This is a genomic window from Streptomyces sp. NPDC006314 (assembly GCF_040613075.1).
Lineage (GTDB): Bacteria > Actinomycetota > Actinomycetes > Streptomycetales > Streptomycetaceae > Streptomyces.
Map to the genome: position 1 here is coordinate 257,369 of NZ_JBEXRL010000009.1, position 19,218 is coordinate 276,586.

At 72.1% G+C, this 19,218-nt stretch carries 15 protein-coding genes; 4 read left to right on the plus strand and 11 right to left on the minus strand.

The window, feature by feature from the left end:
• Positions 1-6: 6 nt before the first annotated feature.
• From ftsW to rsmH, 8 genes are all read right to left on the minus strand, one after another.
• Complete coding sequence (ftsW, locus tag ABZ079_RS19135; RefSeq protein WP_356940597.1) at positions 7-1,368, minus strand: putative lipid II flippase FtsW; 1,362 nt, start codon at positions 1,366-1,368, stop codon at positions 7-9.
• Between the two features lie 87 nt (positions 1,369-1,455).
• Positions 1,456-2,895, minus strand: a complete 1,440-nt coding sequence (gene murD, locus ABZ079_RS19140) for a UDP-N-acetylmuramoyl-L-alanine--D-glutamate ligase (RefSeq protein ID WP_356940598.1) — start codon at positions 2,893-2,895, stop codon at positions 1,456-1,458.
• Complete coding sequence (gene mraY, locus ABZ079_RS19145; RefSeq protein ID WP_356940599.1) at positions 2,877-3,950, minus strand: phospho-N-acetylmuramoyl-pentapeptide-transferase; 1,074 nt, start codon at positions 3,948-3,950, stop codon at positions 2,877-2,879. Before mraY ends, murD begins: the two co-directional genes overlap by 19 nt.
• Positions 3,947-5,362, minus strand: a complete 1,416-nt coding sequence (gene murF / locus ABZ079_RS19150) for a UDP-N-acetylmuramoyl-tripeptide--D-alanyl-D-alanine ligase (RefSeq protein ID WP_356940600.1) — start codon at positions 5,360-5,362, stop codon at positions 3,947-3,949. Before murF ends, mraY begins: the two co-directional genes overlap by 4 nt.
• Positions 5,363-5,366: 4 nt before the next feature.
• A complete protein-coding gene (locus ABZ079_RS19155; RefSeq protein ID WP_356940601.1) occupies positions 5,367-6,887 on the minus strand; it encodes a UDP-N-acetylmuramoyl-L-alanyl-D-glutamate--2,6-diaminopimelate ligase in 1,521 nt (506 codons plus the stop codon).
• 178 nt (positions 6,888-7,065) lie between these two features.
• The gene (locus ABZ079_RS19160) at positions 7,066-9,030 is read right to left on the minus strand and encodes a penicillin-binding protein 2 (protein ID WP_356940602.1); all 1,965 of its coding nucleotides are present in this window, start codon (positions 9,028-9,030) and stop codon (positions 7,066-7,068) included.
• 5 nt (positions 9,031-9,035) lie between these two features.
• Positions 9,036-9,617, minus strand: a complete 582-nt coding sequence (locus ABZ079_RS19165; protein WP_356940603.1) for a septum formation initiator family protein — start codon at positions 9,615-9,617, stop codon at positions 9,036-9,038.
• Positions 9,618-9,659: 42 nt separating this feature from the next.
• A complete protein-coding gene (rsmH, locus tag ABZ079_RS19170) occupies positions 9,660-10,664 on the minus strand; it encodes a 16S rRNA (cytosine(1402)-N(4))-methyltransferase RsmH (RefSeq protein WP_356940604.1) in 1,005 nt (334 codons plus the stop codon).
• Positions 10,665-11,052: 388 nt separating this feature from the next.
• Between rsmH and ABZ079_RS19175 the strand changes: the two genes are divergently transcribed.
• The 4 genes from ABZ079_RS19175 (at position 11,053) to ABZ079_RS19190 (ending at position 16,644) form a co-directional block, all read left to right on the plus strand.
• Positions 11,053-11,598 (plus strand): carbonic anhydrase, encoded by a 546-nt coding sequence (locus ABZ079_RS19175; protein ID WP_356940605.1) that lies wholly within the window; start codon positions 11,053-11,055, stop codon positions 11,596-11,598.
• A gap of 263 nt (positions 11,599-11,861) precedes the next feature.
• Positions 11,862-12,902, plus strand: coding sequence for a MoxR family ATPase (locus tag ABZ079_RS19180; RefSeq protein WP_356940606.1), 1,041 nt, complete (start codon positions 11,862-11,864; stop codon positions 12,900-12,902).
• Entirely contained in the window at positions 12,902-14,263 is a 1,362-nt protein-coding gene (locus ABZ079_RS19185; RefSeq protein ID WP_356940607.1) for a DUF58 domain-containing protein, read from the plus strand. The genes ABZ079_RS19180 and ABZ079_RS19185 overlap by 1 nt, the downstream gene beginning before the upstream one ends.
• The gene (locus ABZ079_RS19190) at positions 14,260-16,644 is read left to right on the plus strand and encodes a DUF3488 and transglutaminase-like domain-containing protein (RefSeq protein ID WP_356940608.1); all 2,385 of its coding nucleotides are present in this window, start codon (positions 14,260-14,262) and stop codon (positions 16,642-16,644) included. Before ABZ079_RS19185 ends, ABZ079_RS19190 begins: the two co-directional genes overlap by 4 nt.
• Positions 16,645-16,777: 133 nt before the next feature.
• Here ABZ079_RS19190 and ABZ079_RS19195 read toward each other — a convergent pair whose 3' ends face one another.
• The 3 genes from ABZ079_RS19195 to ABZ079_RS19205 form a co-directional block, all read right to left on the minus strand.
• Entirely contained in the window at positions 16,778-17,161 is a 384-nt protein-coding gene (locus ABZ079_RS19195; RefSeq protein WP_356940609.1) for a DUF3040 domain-containing protein, read from the minus strand.
• 277 nt (positions 17,162-17,438) lie between these two features.
• Positions 17,439-18,209, minus strand: coding sequence for a methyltransferase (locus ABZ079_RS19200; protein ID WP_356940610.1), 771 nt, complete (start codon positions 18,207-18,209; stop codon positions 17,439-17,441).
• 332 nt (positions 18,210-18,541) lie between these two features.
• Complete coding sequence (locus ABZ079_RS19205; RefSeq protein ID WP_356940611.1) at positions 18,542-19,105, minus strand: SAV_6107 family HEPN domain-containing protein; 564 nt, start codon at positions 19,103-19,105, stop codon at positions 18,542-18,544.
• Positions 19,106-19,218 lie beyond the last annotated feature (113 nt).

The window sequence follows — 19,218 nt, forward strand, 5'->3', positions numbered from 1 at the left end:
CGAAATTCACCGCTCTCCGGACGAACGCGCCACCGAGGCACGCCGTCGCATCGTGTTCCATCTCCGAGGCCCCCGCTCGGCACCGGAGCCTCCCGCCCGCTTTCTACCAAAGCGAGGTTGCCGCATCGCAAGCGCCGCCCGCGCAGCGGGCTCGTCGCGTGCGAAGGCGATCAGCAGCCCGATGGCGAACATGGTCGGCAGCAGGGCGGACCCTCCGTAGGAGAACAGCGGGAGCGGGACGCCGGCGATCGGCAGCAGGCCGAGCACCGCACCGATGTTGATCACCGCCTGGGCGGTGATCCAGGTGGTCACGCCTCCCGCGGCGTACCTCACGAAGGGCTCCTCCGTGCGTCCGGCCACGCGGATACCCGCATAGCCTAGAGCCGCGAACAGGGCGAGCACCGACAGTGTCCCCGCCAGGCCCAGTTCCTCACCGGTGACGGCGAAGATGAAGTCGGTGTGGGCTTCCGGGAGTTGGCCCCATTTTTCCACACTCGCGCCGAGGCCGGAGCCGAAGAGTCCGCCGGAGGCCAGGGCGTAGATGCCGTGCACGGCCTGCCAGCAGTCGGCGACCCCGGACTTGGGCTCGGTGGCGCCGATGCAGGCGAGCCGGGCCATCCGGTTGGGGCTGGTCTTGATGAGGACCATACCGATCAGACCGGCGACCGACAGCACCCCGGCGAACAGCCGGGTCGGCGCCCCCGCGAGCCACAGCAGGCCGAACAGGATCGCTGTGAGAATGATCGCGGTGCCCATGTCGCCGCCGAGCATGATCAGCCCGAGCAGCATGAAGGTGACCGGCACCAGCGGGACCAGCATGTGCTTCCACTGGGTCAGCAGCTTCTTCTCCTGCTTGCGGGCGATCAGGTCCGCGCCCCACAGCACCAGGGCGAGCTTGCCGAACTCACTGGGCTGGATCTGGAAGGAGCCGCCGAGGGAGATCCAGTTCTGGTTGCCGTTGACCGCCATCCCTATCCCCGGCACCTGCACCAGGACCATCAGGAAGACCGCGCCGGCGAGGATCGGGTAGGCCAGCGCCCGGTGCAGCTTCGCCGGCATGCGGGAGGCGACGAACAGCAGTGCGCCGCCGATGAGCGCGGCGAGGAACTGCTTGCGGAAGAAGTACGACCCGGGCAGCGACAGCTGCAGCGCGGTGATCTGGGAGGCCGAGTAGACCATCACCAGGCCCAGCACGGTGATCAGCACGCTGCCGCCGACGATCAGGTAGTAGGCGGTCAGCGGCCGGTCCCAGGCCTTCCGTGCGCGCGTGTAGAGCCGTTGGACGGGGTTCTCACGCGGGAGACGTGGGGCAGGGGGCCGCCTGGCGGCCCGCTGGACCGGAGGACGACCTGTACGGCTACCGGACATCACCGGCTCCTTCCGGCCTCAGCCACATCCGAGTCACCCCGTTTCCTCCAAGGGTCCCGAAGCACCCCATGTGGCCGGGACCCGCCGTCAGGCGCCCGCTCCGAGTTCGCGGACCGCCGCCGCGAACGCGTCACCGCGCTGGTTGTAGTTGGTGAACATGTCCATGGAGGCGCAGGCCGGAGCCAGCAGCACCGTGTCGCCGGGCCGAGCCAGCCGCTTCGCCTCCGTCACCGCCTGGAGCATCGCCCCAGTGTCGGTCCGGTCGAGGTCGACCACGGGTACCTCCGGGGCGTGTCGCGCGAGGGCGTCGCGGATCAGCGCCCGGTCGGCGCCGATCAGGACGGCACCGCGAAGTCGCTTTGCCGACTTGGTGACCAGCTCGTCGAAGGTCGCGCCCTTCGCCAGACCGCCCGCAATCCATACAATCGGTTCATATGCCGCCAAAGAGGCTTCCGCGGCATGGGTGTTGGTCGCCTTGGAGTCGTCGATGTACGCGACCCCGTCGATGTCGGCGACGTGCGCGATGCGATGCGCGTCGGGACGGAAGGCCCTGAGGCCGTCACGCACGGCCGTGGCGGGCACCCCGAAGGCGCGCGCCAGGGCCGCCGCGGCAAGGGCGTTGGCGATGTTGTGCGGGGCCGGCGGGTTGACGTCGGCGACCTCGGCCAGCTCCTGCGCGTTCTTGTGCCGGTTCTCCACGAAGGCGCGGTCGACCAGGATGCCCTCCACGACCCCGAGTTGGGAGGGCGCGGGCGTGCCGAGGGTGAACCCGATGGCGCGGCAGCCCTCCTGGACGTCGGCCTCGCGCACCAGTTCCTCGGTGAGCTTGTCGGCCACGTTGTACACGCAGGCGACCCGATTGCCTTCGTAGATACGGCCCTTGTCGGCGACGTAGGCCTCCATGGAGCCGTGCCAGTCGAGGTGGTCCGGGGCGAGGTTCAGCACCACCGCGGAGTGGGCGCGCAGGGAGGGCGCCCAGTGGAGCTGGTAGCTGGACAGCTCCACGGCGAGCACGTCGTACCGCTCCTCGCCGAGGACCGCGTCCAGCAGGGAGACGCCGATGTTGCCGACGGCGGCCGTGCGCAGGCCCGCCGCCGTCAGGATCGAGGCCAGCATCTGGACGGTCGTGGTCTTGCCGTTGGTGCCCGTCACGGCCAGCCAGGGGGCCGCGTCCGGCCCCCGCAGGCGCCAGGCCAGCTCCACGTCGCCCCAGACCGGCACGCCCGCTTTCCCGGCCGCGAGGAACAGCGGCTTGTCCGGCTTCCAGCCGGGCGCGGTGACGATCAGCTCGGTGCCCTCGGGCAGGGTCGCCCCGTCGCCGAGGCGCACGGTGATGCCGAGCGCCTCCAGCTCCGCGGCCTGCTCACGCGCGCGTGCGTCGTCGCCGTCGTTGACGACCGTGACGATCGCCCCGCGCGCGTGCAGCACCTTGGCCGCCGGGACGCCGGAGACGCCGAGCCCGGCGACCGTGACGTGCTTGCCCTGGAAGTCCGCTGGCACCGAGGAGGTCACTTGTCCGCTGCCCATCCCGCGTAGAAGAGGCCCAGTCCGACGATCACACAGATGCCCTGGATGATCCAGAATCGGACCACCACCAGGACCTCGGACCAGCCCTTGAGTTCGAAGTGGTGCTGGAGGGGTGCCATCCGGAAGACGCGCTTGCCGGTGAGCCGGAACGAGCCGACCTGGATGACGACCGACATGGTGATGAGGACGAAGAGGCCGCCCATGATGGCCACCAGCAGCTCCGTGCGGGAGAGGATGGCCAGGCCCGTGAGGACACCGCCGAGGGCGAGCGAGCCGGTGTCGCCCATGAAGATCTTCGCCGGCGAGGTGTTCCACCACAGGAAGCCCAGGCAGGCACCCATCAGCGCGGAGGCGACCACGGCCAGGTCGAGCGGGTCGCGCACCTCGTAGCAGGCGCCCGGGTTGGTCAGGGTCTGCGCGTTGGCGCAGGACTCCTGGAACTGCCAGACGCCGATGAACGTGTAGGCGCCGAAGACGAGGACGGAGGCGCCGGTGGCGAGGCCGTCCAGACCGTCGGTCAGGTTCACGCCGTTCGACATCGCGAGGATCATGAACAGCGCCCAGACGACGAACAGCACCGGGCCGATCGACCAGCCGAAGTCGGTGATGAACGACAGCTTCGTGGAAGCCGGGGTGTTGCCGCGCGAGTCGGAGAACATCAGCGACAGCACCGCGAAGGCGATGCCGACGATCAGCTGGCCGGCCATCTTCGCCTTGGCCCGCAGGCCCAGCGAACGCCTCTTGACGATCTTGATGTAGTCGTCGAGGAAGCCGACCAGGCCCATGCCGAACATCAGGCCGAGGACCAGCAGGCCGGAGTAGGTCGGCGGCTTGCCGGTGATCACCTTGCTGAGGAAGTAGGCGGCGATCGTGGCCAGGATGAAGGCGATACCGCCCATGGTCGGCGTACCGCGCTTGCTGGCGTGCTCGCGCGGGCCGTCGTCACGGATGTACTGGCCGTAGCCCTTGCGCGCGAGGAGCTTGATCAGCAGCGGGGTGCCGACCAGCGTCAGGAAGAGACCGATGACTCCCGAGTACAGGATCTGGTTCATCATCGGGCATCGACCCCGCCCTCGGCACCGGGCTCGACGAGCGCCTGGGCAACGCCCTCCAGCCCCACCGAACGGGACGCCTTCACGAGTACGACGTCCCCCGGGCGCAACTCGCTGCGCAACAGGTCGATCGCCGCCTGTGCGTCGGACACGTGCACCGACTCCTCACCCCACGAACCCTCGTTATATGCGCCCAGTTGCAGCCAGGAGGCCTCAATCCCCCCGACGGCGACGAGCTTGCTGACGTTGAGCCGGACGGCGAGCCGTCCGACGGCGTCGTGCTCGGCGAGCGCCTCGTCCCCCAGCTCGGCCATCTTGCCGAGCACCGCCCACGTGCGGCGCCCCTTGCCCATGGCCGCGAGCGCCCTGAGGGCGGCCCGCATGGACTCGGGGTTGGCGTTGTAGGCGTCGTTGACGATGGTCACGCCGTCCGGGCGCTCGGTGACCTCCATGCGCCAGCGGGAGAGGGAGCCCGCCTCGGAGAGTGCGGTGGCGATCTCTTCCGCGGACATGCCCAGCTCATGGGCGACGGCGGCCGCGGCGAGCGCGTTCGACACGTGGTGCTCACCGTACAGGCGCATGGTCACATCGCTTGCACCGGAGGGTGTGTGAAGCCTGAAGGCGGGTCGCCCGCTGTCCGTGAGTCGTACGTTCTCGGCGCGTACGTCCGCTTCGGCCGACTCTCCGAAAAGGACCACCTTCGCCTTGGTACGGGAGGCCATGGCCCGCACCAGCGGGTCGTCGGCGTTGAGGACGGCGACCCCGCCGTCGTCCGCTGAGGGCAGTGCCTCCACCAACTCGCCCTTGGCCTGGGCGATCTGCTCGCGGCCGCCGAACTCGCCGATGTGGGCGGTGCCGACGTTGAGCACCAGGCCGATCCTCGGCGGGGTCAGACCGGTGAGGTAGCGGATGTGCCCGATACCGCGGGCGCCCATCTCCAGCACGAGGAACTTCGTCTCCTCGGTGGCGGACAGGGCGGTCAGCGGCAGTCCGATCTCGTTGTTGAGCGAGCCGGGCGTGAAGACCGTCGCCGCCTTGTGCTGGAGCACCTGGGCGATCAGGTCCTTGGTGCTGGTCTTGCCGGCCGAGCCGGTCAGGGCGACGAGGGTCGCGCCGAGCCGTCGTACGACGTGCCGGGCGAGGGCGCCGAGGGCCGTCTGGACGTCCTCGACGACGATGGCGGGCACGCCGACCGGCCGGGAGGCCAGCACGGCGACCGCGCCGGCCTCGACGACCTGGGGTGCGTAGTCGTGGCCGTCCACGCGCTCGCCGACGAAGGCGGCGAACAGGCTGCCGGGCACCACCTCGCGGGAGTCCCGGACGACCGGGCCGGTGACCTGGACGGACGGATCCGGTATGTCGTGCGTCTGCCCGCCGACGACTGCTGCGATCTCGGCGAGGGAGAGGGCGATCACAAGTTCATCCCTGGGTCTTCTGGATAGCTTCGCGAAGCACCTGGCGGTCGTCGAAGGGACGGACCACGCCGGCGATGTCCTGGCCCTGCTCATGGCCCTTGCCCGCGACCAGCACGGTGTCACCGGGCTGCGCACGGCCGACGGCGGCGGCGATCGCGGCGGCCCGGTCCTCGAAGAGGACCACCTCGCCGCGCTCGTGCGCGGGCACGGAGGCCGCGCCCTGGAGCATGGTCGCCAGGATCGCGAGGGGGTCCTCGGAGCGGGGGTTGTCGGAGGTCAGCACGGCCGTGTCGGCGAGGCGGGCCGCGGCGGCCCCCATCGGGGCGCGCTTGGTCTGGTCGCGGTCACCGCCGCAGCCGAGGACGACGTGCAGGCGGCCCTTGGTGACCTTGCGCAGCGCCTTGAGCACCGACTCGACCGCGTCGGTCTTGTGGGCGTAGTCGACGACCGCGAGGTAGGGCTGCCCGGCGTCGACGCGCTCGAGGCGGCCGGGGACACCGGGGACGGCGGCGATGCCGTCGGCGGCCGCCTGCGGGTCGAGACCGGCCGCGGCGAGGGCGACGACGGCGGCGAGGGTGTTCGCCACGTTGAACGGGCCCGCCAGCGGCGACCTGGCCTGGACGCGCTCGCCGTTCGGGCCGAGGACGGTGAACGTCGAGTCCAAGGGGCCCACCTGGACGTCCTGGGCGCGCCAGTCGGCGTCGGGGTGGCCCTCGGCGGAGAAGGTGACGACCGGGACGGTCGCCTCCTTCGCCAGCCGGCGGCCGTACTCGTCGTCGGCGTTGACGACGCCGAGTTTGCTGCGTTTCGGCGTGAACAGCTGCGCCTTGGCCCGGAAGTAGTCCTCCATGTCGGAGTGGAACTCCATGTGTTCCGGGCTGAGGTTGGTGAAGACGGCGATGTCGAAGACGCAGCCGTCGACCCGGCCGAGGACCAGGGCGTGGCTGGACACCTCCATGGCGACCGCCTCGACGCCCCGCTCGCGCATGACGGCGAACAGGGCCTGCAGGTCGGTGGCCTCTGGGGTGGTGCGCTCGGACTTGAGGCGCTCCTCGCCGATGCGCATCTCCACCGTGCCGATCAGCCCGGTGGACCTGGCCGTCTTCAGGCCGCCCTCGACGAGGTAGGCGGTGGTGGTCTTGCCGGACGTGCCGGTGATGCCGATCTGGAGCAGGTCGCGGCCCGGCCGACCGTAGATCGTGGCCGCCAGTTCGCCCATCCGGGCGCGCGGGTCGTCCACGACCAGGACGGGCAGTCCCGTCGCGGCGGCGCGCTCGGCACCCGTCGGGTCGGTGAGCACGGCGACCGCGCCGAGGCCCGCGGCCTGGGTGACGAAGTCGGCGCCGTGCAGGCGGGCGCCCGGCAGGGCGGCGTACAGGTCGCCGGGGCGGACGGCGCGCGAGTCGTGGGTGATCCCCGTGACCTCGGCGGAGCCGGCCGGAGCGGCGGCACCCAGCTGATCGGCCAGTTCCGCGAGGGGTGTGGCGGAGACCTGGACCGGTCGCGGCGGTCCCGGATATGTCACGGAAGCGCCCTTCTGGGTGGTTTGGGACTGATCAGCGTGTGGCACGGCGGTGAGCGTACCGGGCGCACCCGCTCCGGAGCGAAGTGAGGGGCTGGGGGCGCCGTGGTTCCCGGGGTCCGGGGTGATCGTTGTCACGAGTTCGTCCTGGTGGTCTTTCCGCGGTGCTGGGCGGTGCTGATCAGGGCTTGTAGGTCACGGGCAGGTTGGCGGCCCTCGCCCCGGTCGGTGGGACCTGGAGGGTCTTCAGGGCGAACTGCATCACCTGCTTGTAGATGGGGCCGCAGATCTGGCCGCCGAAGTAACTGCCGGCGGTGGCGTTCTGGATGGCGCAGTAGACGGTGATCCGGGGGTTGTCCGCAGGGGCGAAGCCGGCGAACGACGAGGTGTAGCCGCGGTACCTGCCGGTGGCCGGATCCACACGGTTGGCCGTGCCGGTCTTACCCGCGACCCGGTACCCGGGGATGCGGGCCTTGATGCCGGTGCCCTCCTCGTCGTCCACGACCGACTCCAGCATCTGTGCGAGGGTCTTGGCGGTCTTGTCACTGATGACCCGCGTCTCCCGGGGCTTCGGGGCCGGGGTGAAGCGTCCGTCGGCGCCCTTGGTACCGCGTACCAGGGTCGGCTCGACCCGGACGCCGCCGTTGGCGATGGTCGAGTACACGGAGGCGGCCTGCATGGCGTTGATGGCGAAGCCCTGGCCGAAAGGAATCGTGTACTGCTGCGAGGTGGACCACTTCTGCGGCGGCGCGAGGATGCCGCGGGTCTCGCCGGGGAAGCCGAGCCCGGTGTAGCTGCCGATGCCGAACCTTCGCAGGTACGAGTGGAGGACCTTGTTGGCCTCGGGCTGCGTCTTGCCGAGTTCGCCGGTGGCCAGGATGGTGCCGATGTTGCTGGACTTGGCGAGCACGCCGTTGAGCGTGAGATACCAGGTGGCGTGGTCGATGTCGTCCTGGAAGAGCCGGTCGCCGCGGTGCAGCCGGTTGGGTACGACGACATGGGTGGCGGGGGTGGCCACGTTCTGCTCCAGAACGGCCGCCATCGACATCACCTTCGCCGTGGAGCCGGGTTCGTAGGCGTCCTGGAGGGCCGCGTTGCCCATGGCGTCGCCATCGGCCTTCGCCAGGTTGTTCGGGTCGAAGCCGGGTGAGTTGGCCATGGCCAGGATCTGGCCGGTGCGGGTGTCCTGGACGATGACGTACCCGCGGTCCGCCTTGGACTTCCCCACCTGCTCGGTGATCGCGTTCTGCGCGGCCCACTGGATGTCGCGGTCGATGGTGAGTTCGACGTCGGAGCCGGGCACGGCGGGTGTCTCCGCGGACCCTGCCGTCGGCACCTGGCGGCCGCCGGCCTGGGCGTAGCGGACCTTGCCGTCCTTGCCCGAGAGCTGCTTGTCCAGCTGCTGCTCGATACCGCCGCCGCCCCGGCCGTCGGCGTTGACCCAGCCCAGTATCCCGGCGGCGAGGTCGCCGTTGGGGTACACGCGCTGGCTGCTGGGGTCGGCGAAGACGCCGGCGAGGACGTTGGCGGTGGAGTGGTCCGTCTCGGCCTTCTTGGCGAGCGCGGTCTTGAGGTCCTTGATCTGCTTCCAGACCTGCGGGGTCTGCCGGTTGGCGAGCCGGGCGTAGCGGGAGTTCCTGTTCTCCGGCCGGAGCTTCTTGACCAGCGCGGCCTGGTCCTGGCCGAGGATCGGCGCGAGCAGCGCGGCGGCCTGCTCGGGGCCGTCGCCGATCTTCAGCTGCTTGGCGCTGAACATCGTCGGGTCGGCCGTGATGTCGTACGCGTCCTCGCTGATCGCGAGGGCCACGCCGTTGCGGTCGGTGATCCCGCCGCGCTCGGCGGCCAGGGTGTGCACCACGTAGCGGTTCTGCTCCGCCCGTGCCGCGTAGGCGCTCGCGTCGACGGCCTGGACCTGGAGCAGCCGTACGGCGAAGGCGAGCAGCACCAGGGTCAGGGCGAGGCCGACCAGGCGCAGCCGGGGCCGGGGGCTGCCGAGCCGGAGGGGCGGCGGGGGCATGGGCCGGGCGCCGCTCGGCCGGCGGGCCGGGCGGGCACCGGGGCCGGGCTGCCGCCGGACGGCGCCCCTGGGACGGGGAGGCTTCGCGGGGCCGGGCACGCGGCGGCGCGGCGTTTCCCTGTCGGACACTTCCGTCACCTGCCGGGGGTCTGGGTGGGGGCGGGGGCGGGCTGGAGGGTGGAGAGCGGCGCCACCGCCTCTGCCGGGGTGGTGGTCGTCTCAGCCGGGGCCGAGGCAAGGGGCGTGGGGGTGGCGGGGGACCGCGTCGGCGAGACCGGGGAGGTCGCGGAGGGGCGGGCGGCCGGAACGGTGGTCTCCGGGGCGACCGGGGCGGTGAAGGAAGCGGGCTCGGGGCTCGCGGGGGCCGGTACGCCCTTGACCGTGCCGTCGGGGCTGAGGAAGGCCGGGTCGCCGCCGGGGACCATGCCGAGCGCGTGGGCGCGGCGCTGGAGGGCGTCGGGGGACGAGTAGGCGTCGATGTCCCGCTGGAGGGCCTGTTCCTGGTCGGTGAGGTTCTTCGTCCGCTTCTGCAGGTCGGCGAGTTCGAACGAGCCTTCGCTGAGCGCCGAGTTCAGCACCAGCAGCCCGATGAGGCCGCCGCCCAGGAGCAGGACGACGAGCAGGACGAACGGAGTGCGGGCCGCCTTGGCGCGGCCGGCCGGGAAGAGCCGGGCGAGCCGGGCCGCGCTCCCCTTCGGTTCGGGTTTCCTACTCACCACTCCCCCAGCGAGTTGGGGAAACCAACCGACCCGTCCGGCTCACTCGGCGTCCTCCCTGATGCGCTCGGCACCGCGCAGCCGGGCCGGTGCGGCCCGGCGGTTCTCGGCGACCTCTTCCTCGGTGGGAAGTTCGGCACCGCGGGTGAGCAGCTTGAGCCGCGGCTGGTAGCGCTCGGGCACGACCGGCAGCCCGGGCGGCGCGGTGGACGTGGCACCGGCCGCGAACACGTGTTTGACCAGGCGGTCTTCGAGCGAGTGGTACGACAGCACGGCGATACGCCCGCCGACGTCGAGAGCCTTCACGGCGGCCGGGATCGCCCGCTCCAGGACGGACAGCTCGCCGTTGACCTCGATGCGCAGCGCCTGGAAGGTGCGCTTGGCCGGGTTGCCGCCGGTGCGCTTGGCGGCCTGCGGCAAGGCGTCCCGGATCAGCTCCACGAGCCGGGCGCTGTTGCTGAACGGCTCCCTCTCGCGCTCGCGGACGATCGCGGAGACGATCCGCTTGGCCTGCTTCTCCTCGCCGTACGCGCGCAGGATGCGCACGAGTTCGCCCGCGGGATAGGTGTTGAGCACCTCGGCGGCGCTCATGCCGGTCGTCTGGTCCATGCGCATGTCCAGGGGCGCGTCCTGGGCGTAGGCGAAGCCGCGGCCGGCCTCGTCAAGCTGCATGGAGGAGACACCGAGGTCGAACAGCACGCCCTGCACGCGCGCGATGCCGAGCCGGCGCAGCACCTCGGGAAGCTCGTCGTACACGGCGTGCACGAGGGTCGCGCGGTCCCGGTACGGCTCCAGCCGCTCGCCGGACAGGCGCAGCGCCTCCTTGTCCCGGTCCAGGCCGATCAGCCGCGCCTCGGGGAACCGGCTCAGCAGTGCCTCGCTGTGGCCGCCGAGGCCGAGGGTGCAGTCGACGACCACCGCTCCCGGGCGCTCCAGGGCGGGTGCCAGCAGGTCCAGGCACCGCTGGAGCATCACCGGGACGTGTCGACTCTGTCCGTCCCGTCGCCCACCACCGCCCTCGTGCGGAAGCGCTTCGCGCCCATTCATTTTTCGGGGCCTCTCAGGATCCGGCGCGGGCCGTACGCACCGCCGGGTCCCCGCCCCTCGTGAACGGGGGGCCTGCCGGCGCCGGAGGCGTCAGCCGACCGGGAGCGGGAGGAGGCCGAGCCGTACGTACGCGCCGCGCACGTGGGGAGACGGTCCGGACGGGTGCCGGGGTCTCCGGGGGTTTCACCAGCAGGGAGAACCGCGCCTCCCGCTTCGCGTCACTTTAGTCCACCCTGTGTCGCGGTCAATCAACCGGCCTGCGCGTCGCCCGACGGAGCGGCGCCGGCGATTCGCACGCGTGTGGAGTCGCTCACAACGAGCCACGATGGCGTCCTTTGTCCGCTCTCACAGCAGGACCGGAACGCGGATGACCAGTACGGTCTGGGGTATGACGACTTCTGCAGCAGCTCCCCTCGGGTCCGAAGGCGCCATAGGAGACGGCGCCGTCACGGACCGCCTCGTCCACGCCAACGAGCGCTACGCCGCCGCGTTCAGTGACCCGGGGATGGACGCCCGGCCCGTCCTGCGCGTCGCGGTAGTGGCCTGCATGGACGCCCGTCTCGACCTGCACGCGGCCCTCGGCCTGCAGCTCGGCGACTGTCACACCATCCGCAACGCGGGCGGGGTCGTCACCGACGACGTGATCCGCTCGCTGACGATCAGCCAGCGGGCGCTCGGTACCCGCAGCGTCGTACTGATCCACCACACCGGGTGCGGGATGGAGTCCATCACCGAGGAGTTCCGGCACGACCTGGAGCTGGAGGTCGGCCAGCGCCCCGCCTGGGCCGTGGAGGCCTTCCGGGACGTCGACCAGGACGTGCGGCAGTCGATGCAGCGCGTGCGCACCTCGCCGTTCCTGCTGCACACCGAAGACGTGCGCGGTTTTGTCTTCGACGTCAAGACCGGCCGGCTGCGCGAGATCGACCCCGCCTGACCGGGCTCGCCGGCCCGCCGCGAACACCCCCGCGCCGCGCAGGCATTTCCGCCGCACGGCATCGAGAACGGCAGTCGAAATGGCCGTAAGACCGACATCGTGCGGGCAGTTGTCCACAGTCGAGTGACACGAATCGGTAACGGCAGCAAGAATGCGGGGTGTGGCGTCACGCTGAACTGTTTCCGCGTGGTGCCCGTGTTTCGGGGTGGGCCGGTTTCGCATCGCAGAGCGTCGGCCCGGATGAACGGGCCGAGGAGGGCCGGGTGACGACCTATGACGATCGAGCGAGCCTCACTGATCTGACCGCCACGGTGGAGCGGGTACGCGGTTCGGTGGAGGGCGTGATCGAGGGCAAGCCCGAGGTCGTACGGCTCGCGCTGACCGTGCTGCTCGCCGAGGGGCACCTGTTGATCGAGGACGTTCCCGGGGTGGGCAAGACGATGCTCGCCAAGGCGCTGGCCCGGTCCATCGACTGCTCGGTGCGGCGCATCCAGTTCACGCCCGACCTGCTGCCCTCGGACATCACGGGTGTGTCGATCTGGGACCAGCAGCGCCGGGACTTCGAGTTCAAGCCGGGCGCCATCTTCGCGCAGATCGTGATCGGCGACGAGATCAACCGCGCCTCGCCCAAGACCCAGTCCGCGCTGCTGGAGTCCATGGAGGAGCGGCAGGTCACCATCGACGGGCAGACCTATGCACTGCCCAGCCCCTTCATGGTGGTGGCCACGCAGAACCCGGTCGAGATGGAGGGCACCTACCCGCTGCCCGAGGCCCAGCGCGACCGCTTCATGGCCCGCGTCTCCGTCGGCTATCCGAGCGTCGAGGCCGAGCTGCAGATGCTCGACGTCCACGGCGGGGTCAGCCCGCTGGAGGATTTGCAGCCGGTGGCCCACGCGCACGAGATCGTGAAGCTCATCGAGGCGGTGCGCGGCGTGCACGTCTCCGAGGCGGTCCGGCGGTACGCGGTCGAGCTGGTCGCGGCCACCCGCACCCACCCCGACCTCAGGCTGGGCGCCTCCCCGCGCGCGACGCTGCATCTGCTGCGTGCGGCGAAGGCGTCCACGGCCCTCGCCGGCCGGGAGTACGCGCTGCCGGACGACGTCCAGGCCCTCGCCGTCGCCGTCCTCGCCCACCGCCTGCTGCCCACCGCCCAGGCCCAGCTCAACCGCCGTACGGCCGAACAGGTGGTGCTGGAGATCCTGCAGCACACCCCGGTGCCCGCGACGCCCGGGCAGCAGAGCGGCTTCGGCGGGCTCGGCCGGGGCGTGCCGGCCTATCCCCAGCAGCCTCCGCGGAGTCTGTGATGAACGCCGGGGGGACCGGGCAGGCGGAGGCCGACCGCGGGGAGGCGAGCGGCGTCCGTACGGCCCTGGCGGGGCTCACCACCCGCGGCCGCTCCTTCCTGGCGGCCGGTATCGCCGCCGCGATCTGCGCGTACGTGCTGGGCCAGAGCGATCTGCTGCGGGTCGGTCTGCTGCTGGCCGCGCTGCCGCTGATCTGCGCGACCGTGCTGTACCGCACGCGCTACCGGGTGGCCGCCGGCCGCCGGCTCTCCCCCGCGCGCGTGCCCGCCGGCAGCGAGGCCCGGGTGCACCTGCGCATGGACAACGTCTCCCGGCTGCCCACCGGTCTGCTGATGCTCCAGGACCGGGTGCCGTACGTCCTCGGGCCGCGGCCCCGGTTCGTGCTGGACCGGGTGGAGCCGGGCGGCCGCCGCGAGGTGTCCTACCGGGTCCGTTCCGACCTGCGCGGCCGCTACCCGCTGGGCCCGCTGCAACTGCGGCTCACGGACCCTTTCGGAATGTGCGAACTGACCCGGTCCTTCTCCACGTACGACACGCTGACCGTCATCCCGCGCGTGGAGCCGCTGGCACCGGTCCGGTTCAGCGGTGAGGCCAAGGGCTACGGCGACGGGCGGCAGCGCTCGCTGGCCCTCGCGGGCGAGGACGACGTGATTCCGCGCGGGTACCGCTACGGCGACGACCTGCGCCGGGTGCACTGGCGCTCCACGGCGCGCTACGGCGAGCTGATGGTGCGCCGCGAGGAGCAGCCCCGGCGCTCCCGCTGCACCGTGCTGCTGGACACCCGGGGCGGCGCCTATGAGGGCGCGGGCCCCGAGTCGGCCTTCGAGTGGGCCGTCTCGGGCACCGCGTCGGTCCTGGTGCACATGTTGGAACGGGGCTTCTCGGTCCGCCTGCTGACGGAGAGTGGGAGTTCGGTGCCCGGCGAGGGCGCCGACGGCTTCGCGGGCGCCGGGCAGGAGACCGCGGACGCGGCCGGGCTGATGATGGACACCCTCGCGGTGATCGACCACTCCGACGGCACGGGCCTGTCCCGGGCCTATGACGTGCTGCGCGGCGGCAACCAGGGGCTGCTGGTCGCCTTCCTCGGCGACCTGGACGAGGAACAGGCGGCGACGGTCGCCAAGATGAGCCGACGCAGCGGCGGTGCCGTCGCCTTCGTACTGGATCCCGACACCTGGACGCGGGAGATCACCGGCGTGCCGCGGCCGGGCGACCGGCACGCGGAGCGGCTGGGCATGCTGCGCGAGGCGGGCTGGACGGCGCTGAGCGTGCCGCGCGGCGCCTCGCTGGACGAACTGTGGCGGCAGGCGGACCGGGAACGTTCGGGCCTGACCGCCGTGAGCGGGGAGGCACTGGGATGAGCGGACGGGCACGACTGGCCTTGTGCGCCGCCGCCGCCACGCTGATGGCCTCGTGCGCGCTGCTGCCCCTGGTGGCCGAGCCGACCTGGCTGCTGCAGCTGGTCCCGCTGGTGGCCGTGCAGACCGGGGTGGGCGTGGCGGCCCGGCGGGTGCCGCTGGGCCGGCCGCCGACGGTGGCGGCCCAGGCGCTGGTCACCCTGATACTGCTGACGCTGGTCTTCGCCCGCGAGCAGGCGATCGTCGGGCTGATCCCCGGTCCCGGCGCCTTCCGGTACTTCGCCGACCTGCTCCAGCAGGGCTCGGACGACGTCAGCCGGTACGCGATACCGGCGCCGCTCACCGACGGCATCAAACTGATGCTGGTCGGCGGCGTGCTGCTGATCGGTCTGCTGGTGGACACGCTCGCGGTGACCTTCCGCAGCGCGGCCCCGGCCGGGCTGCCGCTGCTCGCGCTGTACTCGGTGGCCGCGGGGCTCTCCGACGGCGGGGCCGACTGGCTGTGGTTCCTGGTGGCGGCGGCCGGCTATCTGATGCTGCTGCTCGCCGAGGGCCGGGACCGGCTCGCCCAGTGGGGGCGGGTCTTCGGCGCCGCTCCCCGCTCCGCGGGCCCCCCGGAGCCCGGCGTCGCGGCCCCCGTACGCACCGGACGCCGGATCGGCGCGGTCGCGCTGGGTGTGGCCCTGGTGGTGCCGCTGGCGCTGCCCGCGATGCAGGGTGGGCTGCTGGACGCCGCCGGCACCGGTGTGGGGGCGGGCAACGGCCACGGGGGCACGATCTCGGCGGTCAACCCGCTGGTGTCCCTGCGCGACAGCCTGAACACGGACAACGACCGCCAGGTGCTGACCCTCAGGACCAGCACGAACGACATCTCGGACCTGTATCTGCGGATCGTCTCCCTGGATGACTTCGACGGCACCACCTGGAAGCCGGCGCAGCGGCACGTCGTCGGGGTGCCGGACGTGTTCCCCACGCCCACCGGCCTGGGCCCGGACGTCAAGCGCAGCAAGGTCAGGACGACGGTCACGGCGGCGGACTGGTACGCCCAGGACTGGCTGCCGATGCCCTATCCGCCGAGCGGCGTGCAGATCAACGGCCGCTGGCGGTACGAGCCCGTCGGCATGTCGCTCGTCGGCGACCACGGCCAGACCACACGCGGTGAGATCTACCAGGTGACCAGCCTGGACGTGCAGCCGACCGCGAAGCAGCTGTCCTCCGCGCCACAGCCGCCGGCGGCCCTGAGACGCGAGTACACCGAGGTGCCGTCCTCGCTGCCGAAAGTGGTGGCCCGCACCGCCAAGAAGATCACCTCGGGCGCGACGAGCCATTACGAGGAGGCCGTCATGCTCCAGGAGTACTTCGGCGTCAACGGAGGCTTCCAGTACGACACCCAGGTGGAGGTGGGCCGCGGTCCGAACGCCATCGCCAACTTCCTGAGGAAGAAGCAGGGCTTCTGCGTCCACTTCTCCTTCACGATGGCGGCGATGGCCCGCACCCTCGGCATACCGGCCCGGGTCGCGGTGGGCTTCGCGCCCGGCACCCCACAGGCCGACGGCACGGTCGCGGTGAGTCAGAAGGACGCGCACGCCTGGCCCGAGCTGTACTTCGAGGGCGTGGGCTGGACCCGCTTCGAGCCGACTCCCACCCGCGGCACCACGCCGTCGTACACCCGGTCGGACACGCCCGGCACCTCGCTGCCGGAGCAGGCTCTGCCGTCCAAGAACGCGTCCTCGGCGCCCTCGGCGGCGGCCTCGCCGAGCGAGAGCTGCGCGAGCGAGCTGCGCAGGCTGCAGGCCTGCGACAGCCCGTCGGCCGCGGCGGCCCCGCGTAGCGGTGGCGGTGGTACGGGGCCGTGGTGGTACGTGCTGATCGGAATGGCCGCGGTGGCGCTACTGGCCGTTCCGCTGTCGCCGCTGCTGTGGCGGACGCGGGTGCGGTCGCTGCGACTGGGCGCGCACCCGCGGACCGCGGAGGGCGCGGCGGCGCACACCCTGGCCGTCTGGCAGGAGCTGACGGACAGCGCCTGGGACCACGGCATCCCGCCGGACGAGTCGCTGACCCCGCGCAGGGCGGCCGCCCGGATCGTCCGGCTCGGGCATCTGGATGCCGCGGCGGGGGCCGCCGTGCACCGGGTGGCGGACGCGGTGGAGCAGGTGCTCTACGCGCCGCGGCCGCGCCCGGCGGCGGGTGCGGCGGAGGATGTGCGCCGGGTGATCGAGGCGCTGCGCGGCACCGCCGGCACCAGGACACGGCTGCGGGCGCAGTTCCTGCCGCGCTCGACCGTGCGCGTGCTGTGGGCGGCGTCGGCCCGCTGGTCGGCGCTCACGGCCCGGGCCGCGACGGCCCGGCCGACGCTGCGGCGGCCGTCGGGGCAGCGGAGCTGAGACACGGCCGTCGGTGCGGGAGAGCTGAGAAAAACACACGTGAGGGGTGGCCACCGGCTGGTGGCCACCCCTCACGGACATCTGCTGTCATGGGCGGAAAGGCGTCTGCTGTGGGCGGAGAACCGCGGCCGGGTCAGTGGCCCTGTTCGTCCCGGCGGCGCTGCCAGCGCTGCTCGATCCGGTCCATCATGGAGCGCTTCGGCCGTACCTGGCGGCGAGCGGCACCCGCGGGCTGTTCACCCGGTTTCGGGGCCTTGCGCCAGCCGGTGACGGCGAGTACGGCGCAGCCCAGCATGACGAGGAAACCCACCACGCTGACCCAGATCAACTGCGCGACCATCCCGGCCATGAGGAGCGCGATACCCACGAGGAAGCCTGCGACCGCCTGGTAGACCCGCCGCCGGGTGTACGTACGCAGCCCGCTTCCCTCGAGCGCCGACGCGAACTTGGGATCTTCGGCGTACAGCGCTCGCTCCATCTGCTCGAGCATGCGCTGCTCGTGCTCCGAGAGCGGCACGGAGTCCTCCTCATCGTGCAGTCGCCGGGGCGACCCGGGGGGTCCCTTCAGGATAGGCAGGGAATCGCCCCCGTGAAACCCGCCCCTCTACGCCAATCGACCAACCGGAATCCGTCATGGCCTTCCCGGCTCGCTGAGGCTTCCATTCCCCGGCGGCCGACCCGTCATGCCGGGCGGTGCTCCTCGATCATACGGCGCAAACCCCTCGATCGGAGGGCTTGTGGCGTACTGCATCCGCCGCCGAGCCCCTGATCAGCGGCGGGCCCCGGCAGTGCGCTCACGCACCGGCGGCACCCGGCGTCTCGCCGAGTACGTGCAGCTGGGTGGCGACGGAGTGGAACGCGGGCAACTCGGCCGCCGCGGCCTCGAGCTTGAGCAGCGCGTCGAGGGCGCCGGGCTCGGTGTCCACCAGGACGCCGGGCACGAGGTCGGCGAAGACCCGCACGCCGTGCACGGCGCCGACCTGGAGACCGGCGCCCTCGACCAGCGCGGTGAGCTGCTCGGCGGTGAAGCGGCGCGGCATCGGGTCGCCGGTGCCCCAGCGGCCGTCGGGGTCCTGGAGGGCCTGGCCGGCCTCCTTGAAGTGGCCGGCGAGGGCGCGGGCGAGCACGGCGCCGCCGAGCCCGGCGGCGAGCAGGCTCAGGACGCCTTCGGAGCGCAGGGCGGCGACGGCGTTGCGGACGCCCTCGGCCGGGTCGTCCACGTACTCCAGGACGCCGTGGCACAGCACGGCGTCGTAGCCGCCGCGCTCGACCACGTCGAACAGGCCGTGGGCGTCGCCCTGGACGCCCTTGACCCGGTCGGCGACGCCGGCCTCGGCGGCACGGCGCTCCAGCGCGAACAGCGCGTTGGGGCTGGGGTCGACCACGGTGACGCGGTGGCCGAGGCGGGCGACGGGCACGGCGAAGTTGCCACTGCCGCCTCCGGTGTCGAGGACGTCCAGCGAGTCCCGTCCCGTGGCCTTGACCCGGCGGTCGAGGGCGTCCTGGAGGACCTCCCAGACCACGGCGGTACGGAGAGAGGCGCGGGGGCGCATCGGGTCCGACACGGCAGTTGACTCCTCGGCGCGGTACCGCCTGTAGCCGGCGGCGTGAACGGGATGCCTCCCCGGCCCGGATGCGGGAGGCGGGAAGGCTTCAGGCGCTCTCCACCCTATTGCCTCCGGCGCCGTACCCGGTCACCGCGGCGGCGTACGACCGGGTCCGTCTCGCACGGCGGACGAACCGGTGGTCAGCCGGCGTCCGGGGGGTCGGGGGCGGACCGGTGGTCAGCCGGCGTCCGGGAGGTCAGGCGCGGACTGACGGTCACCCCGCTTCCGTAAGGTCCCCGGCGCCGGCCGGTGGTCACCGCGCGTCCGGAAGATCGCGCGCGGACCGGTGGTCAGCCGGCGTCCGGGAGGCCGCGCTGCGTTCTCGGGACGTCCGGTTCGCCGCCGTCCTGGCGGGGCTGGGGCAGGACCGGCTGCGGGACCAGCATCCGCTCCACCAGGCGGATGAACATCGCCACGTCGCGCAGGAGGTCGTCAGCGTCCCGCTGTCCGGCCGCCCCCTGGATGCCGGCCTCGGCCCGGGCCCGGCGGGCGGCACCGGAGGCGAACAGCGCGCTCCACTCGGTCAGCTCGGGAGCGATCTCGGGCAGCACCTCCCAGGCACTGCGGATCCGGGCCCGGCGGCGCGAGGAGGTCTCGGGGCGCCCCCGGGCGGCGAGCACGGCGGCGGCCGTGCGCAGGGCGGCGAGGTGGGCCGTCGCGTAACGCTCGTTCGGCATTTCCAGGACGGTGGCCTCCTCCAGGCCGGCACGGGCCTGGGCGAGCAGATCGAGGGCGGCGGGCGGGGCCGTGGCCCGGCGGAGCACGGGGTGCACATCGCTCGCCGGTCCGGTCAGTGAGGGGGCAGGGCCGGCGGCGCGGCGCCGACGGGCGGCGGCTGCGGACGAGTTGGCCATGACGAACCTCCTGTCGTCTGGGTGACGGCACAGGTGCCGTATGTGCCCATCGTGAGGTATGGCACTGACAATCCGTTCTGACCTGCGCCTTTGCCTCGAGCGAAGGTTCGGGC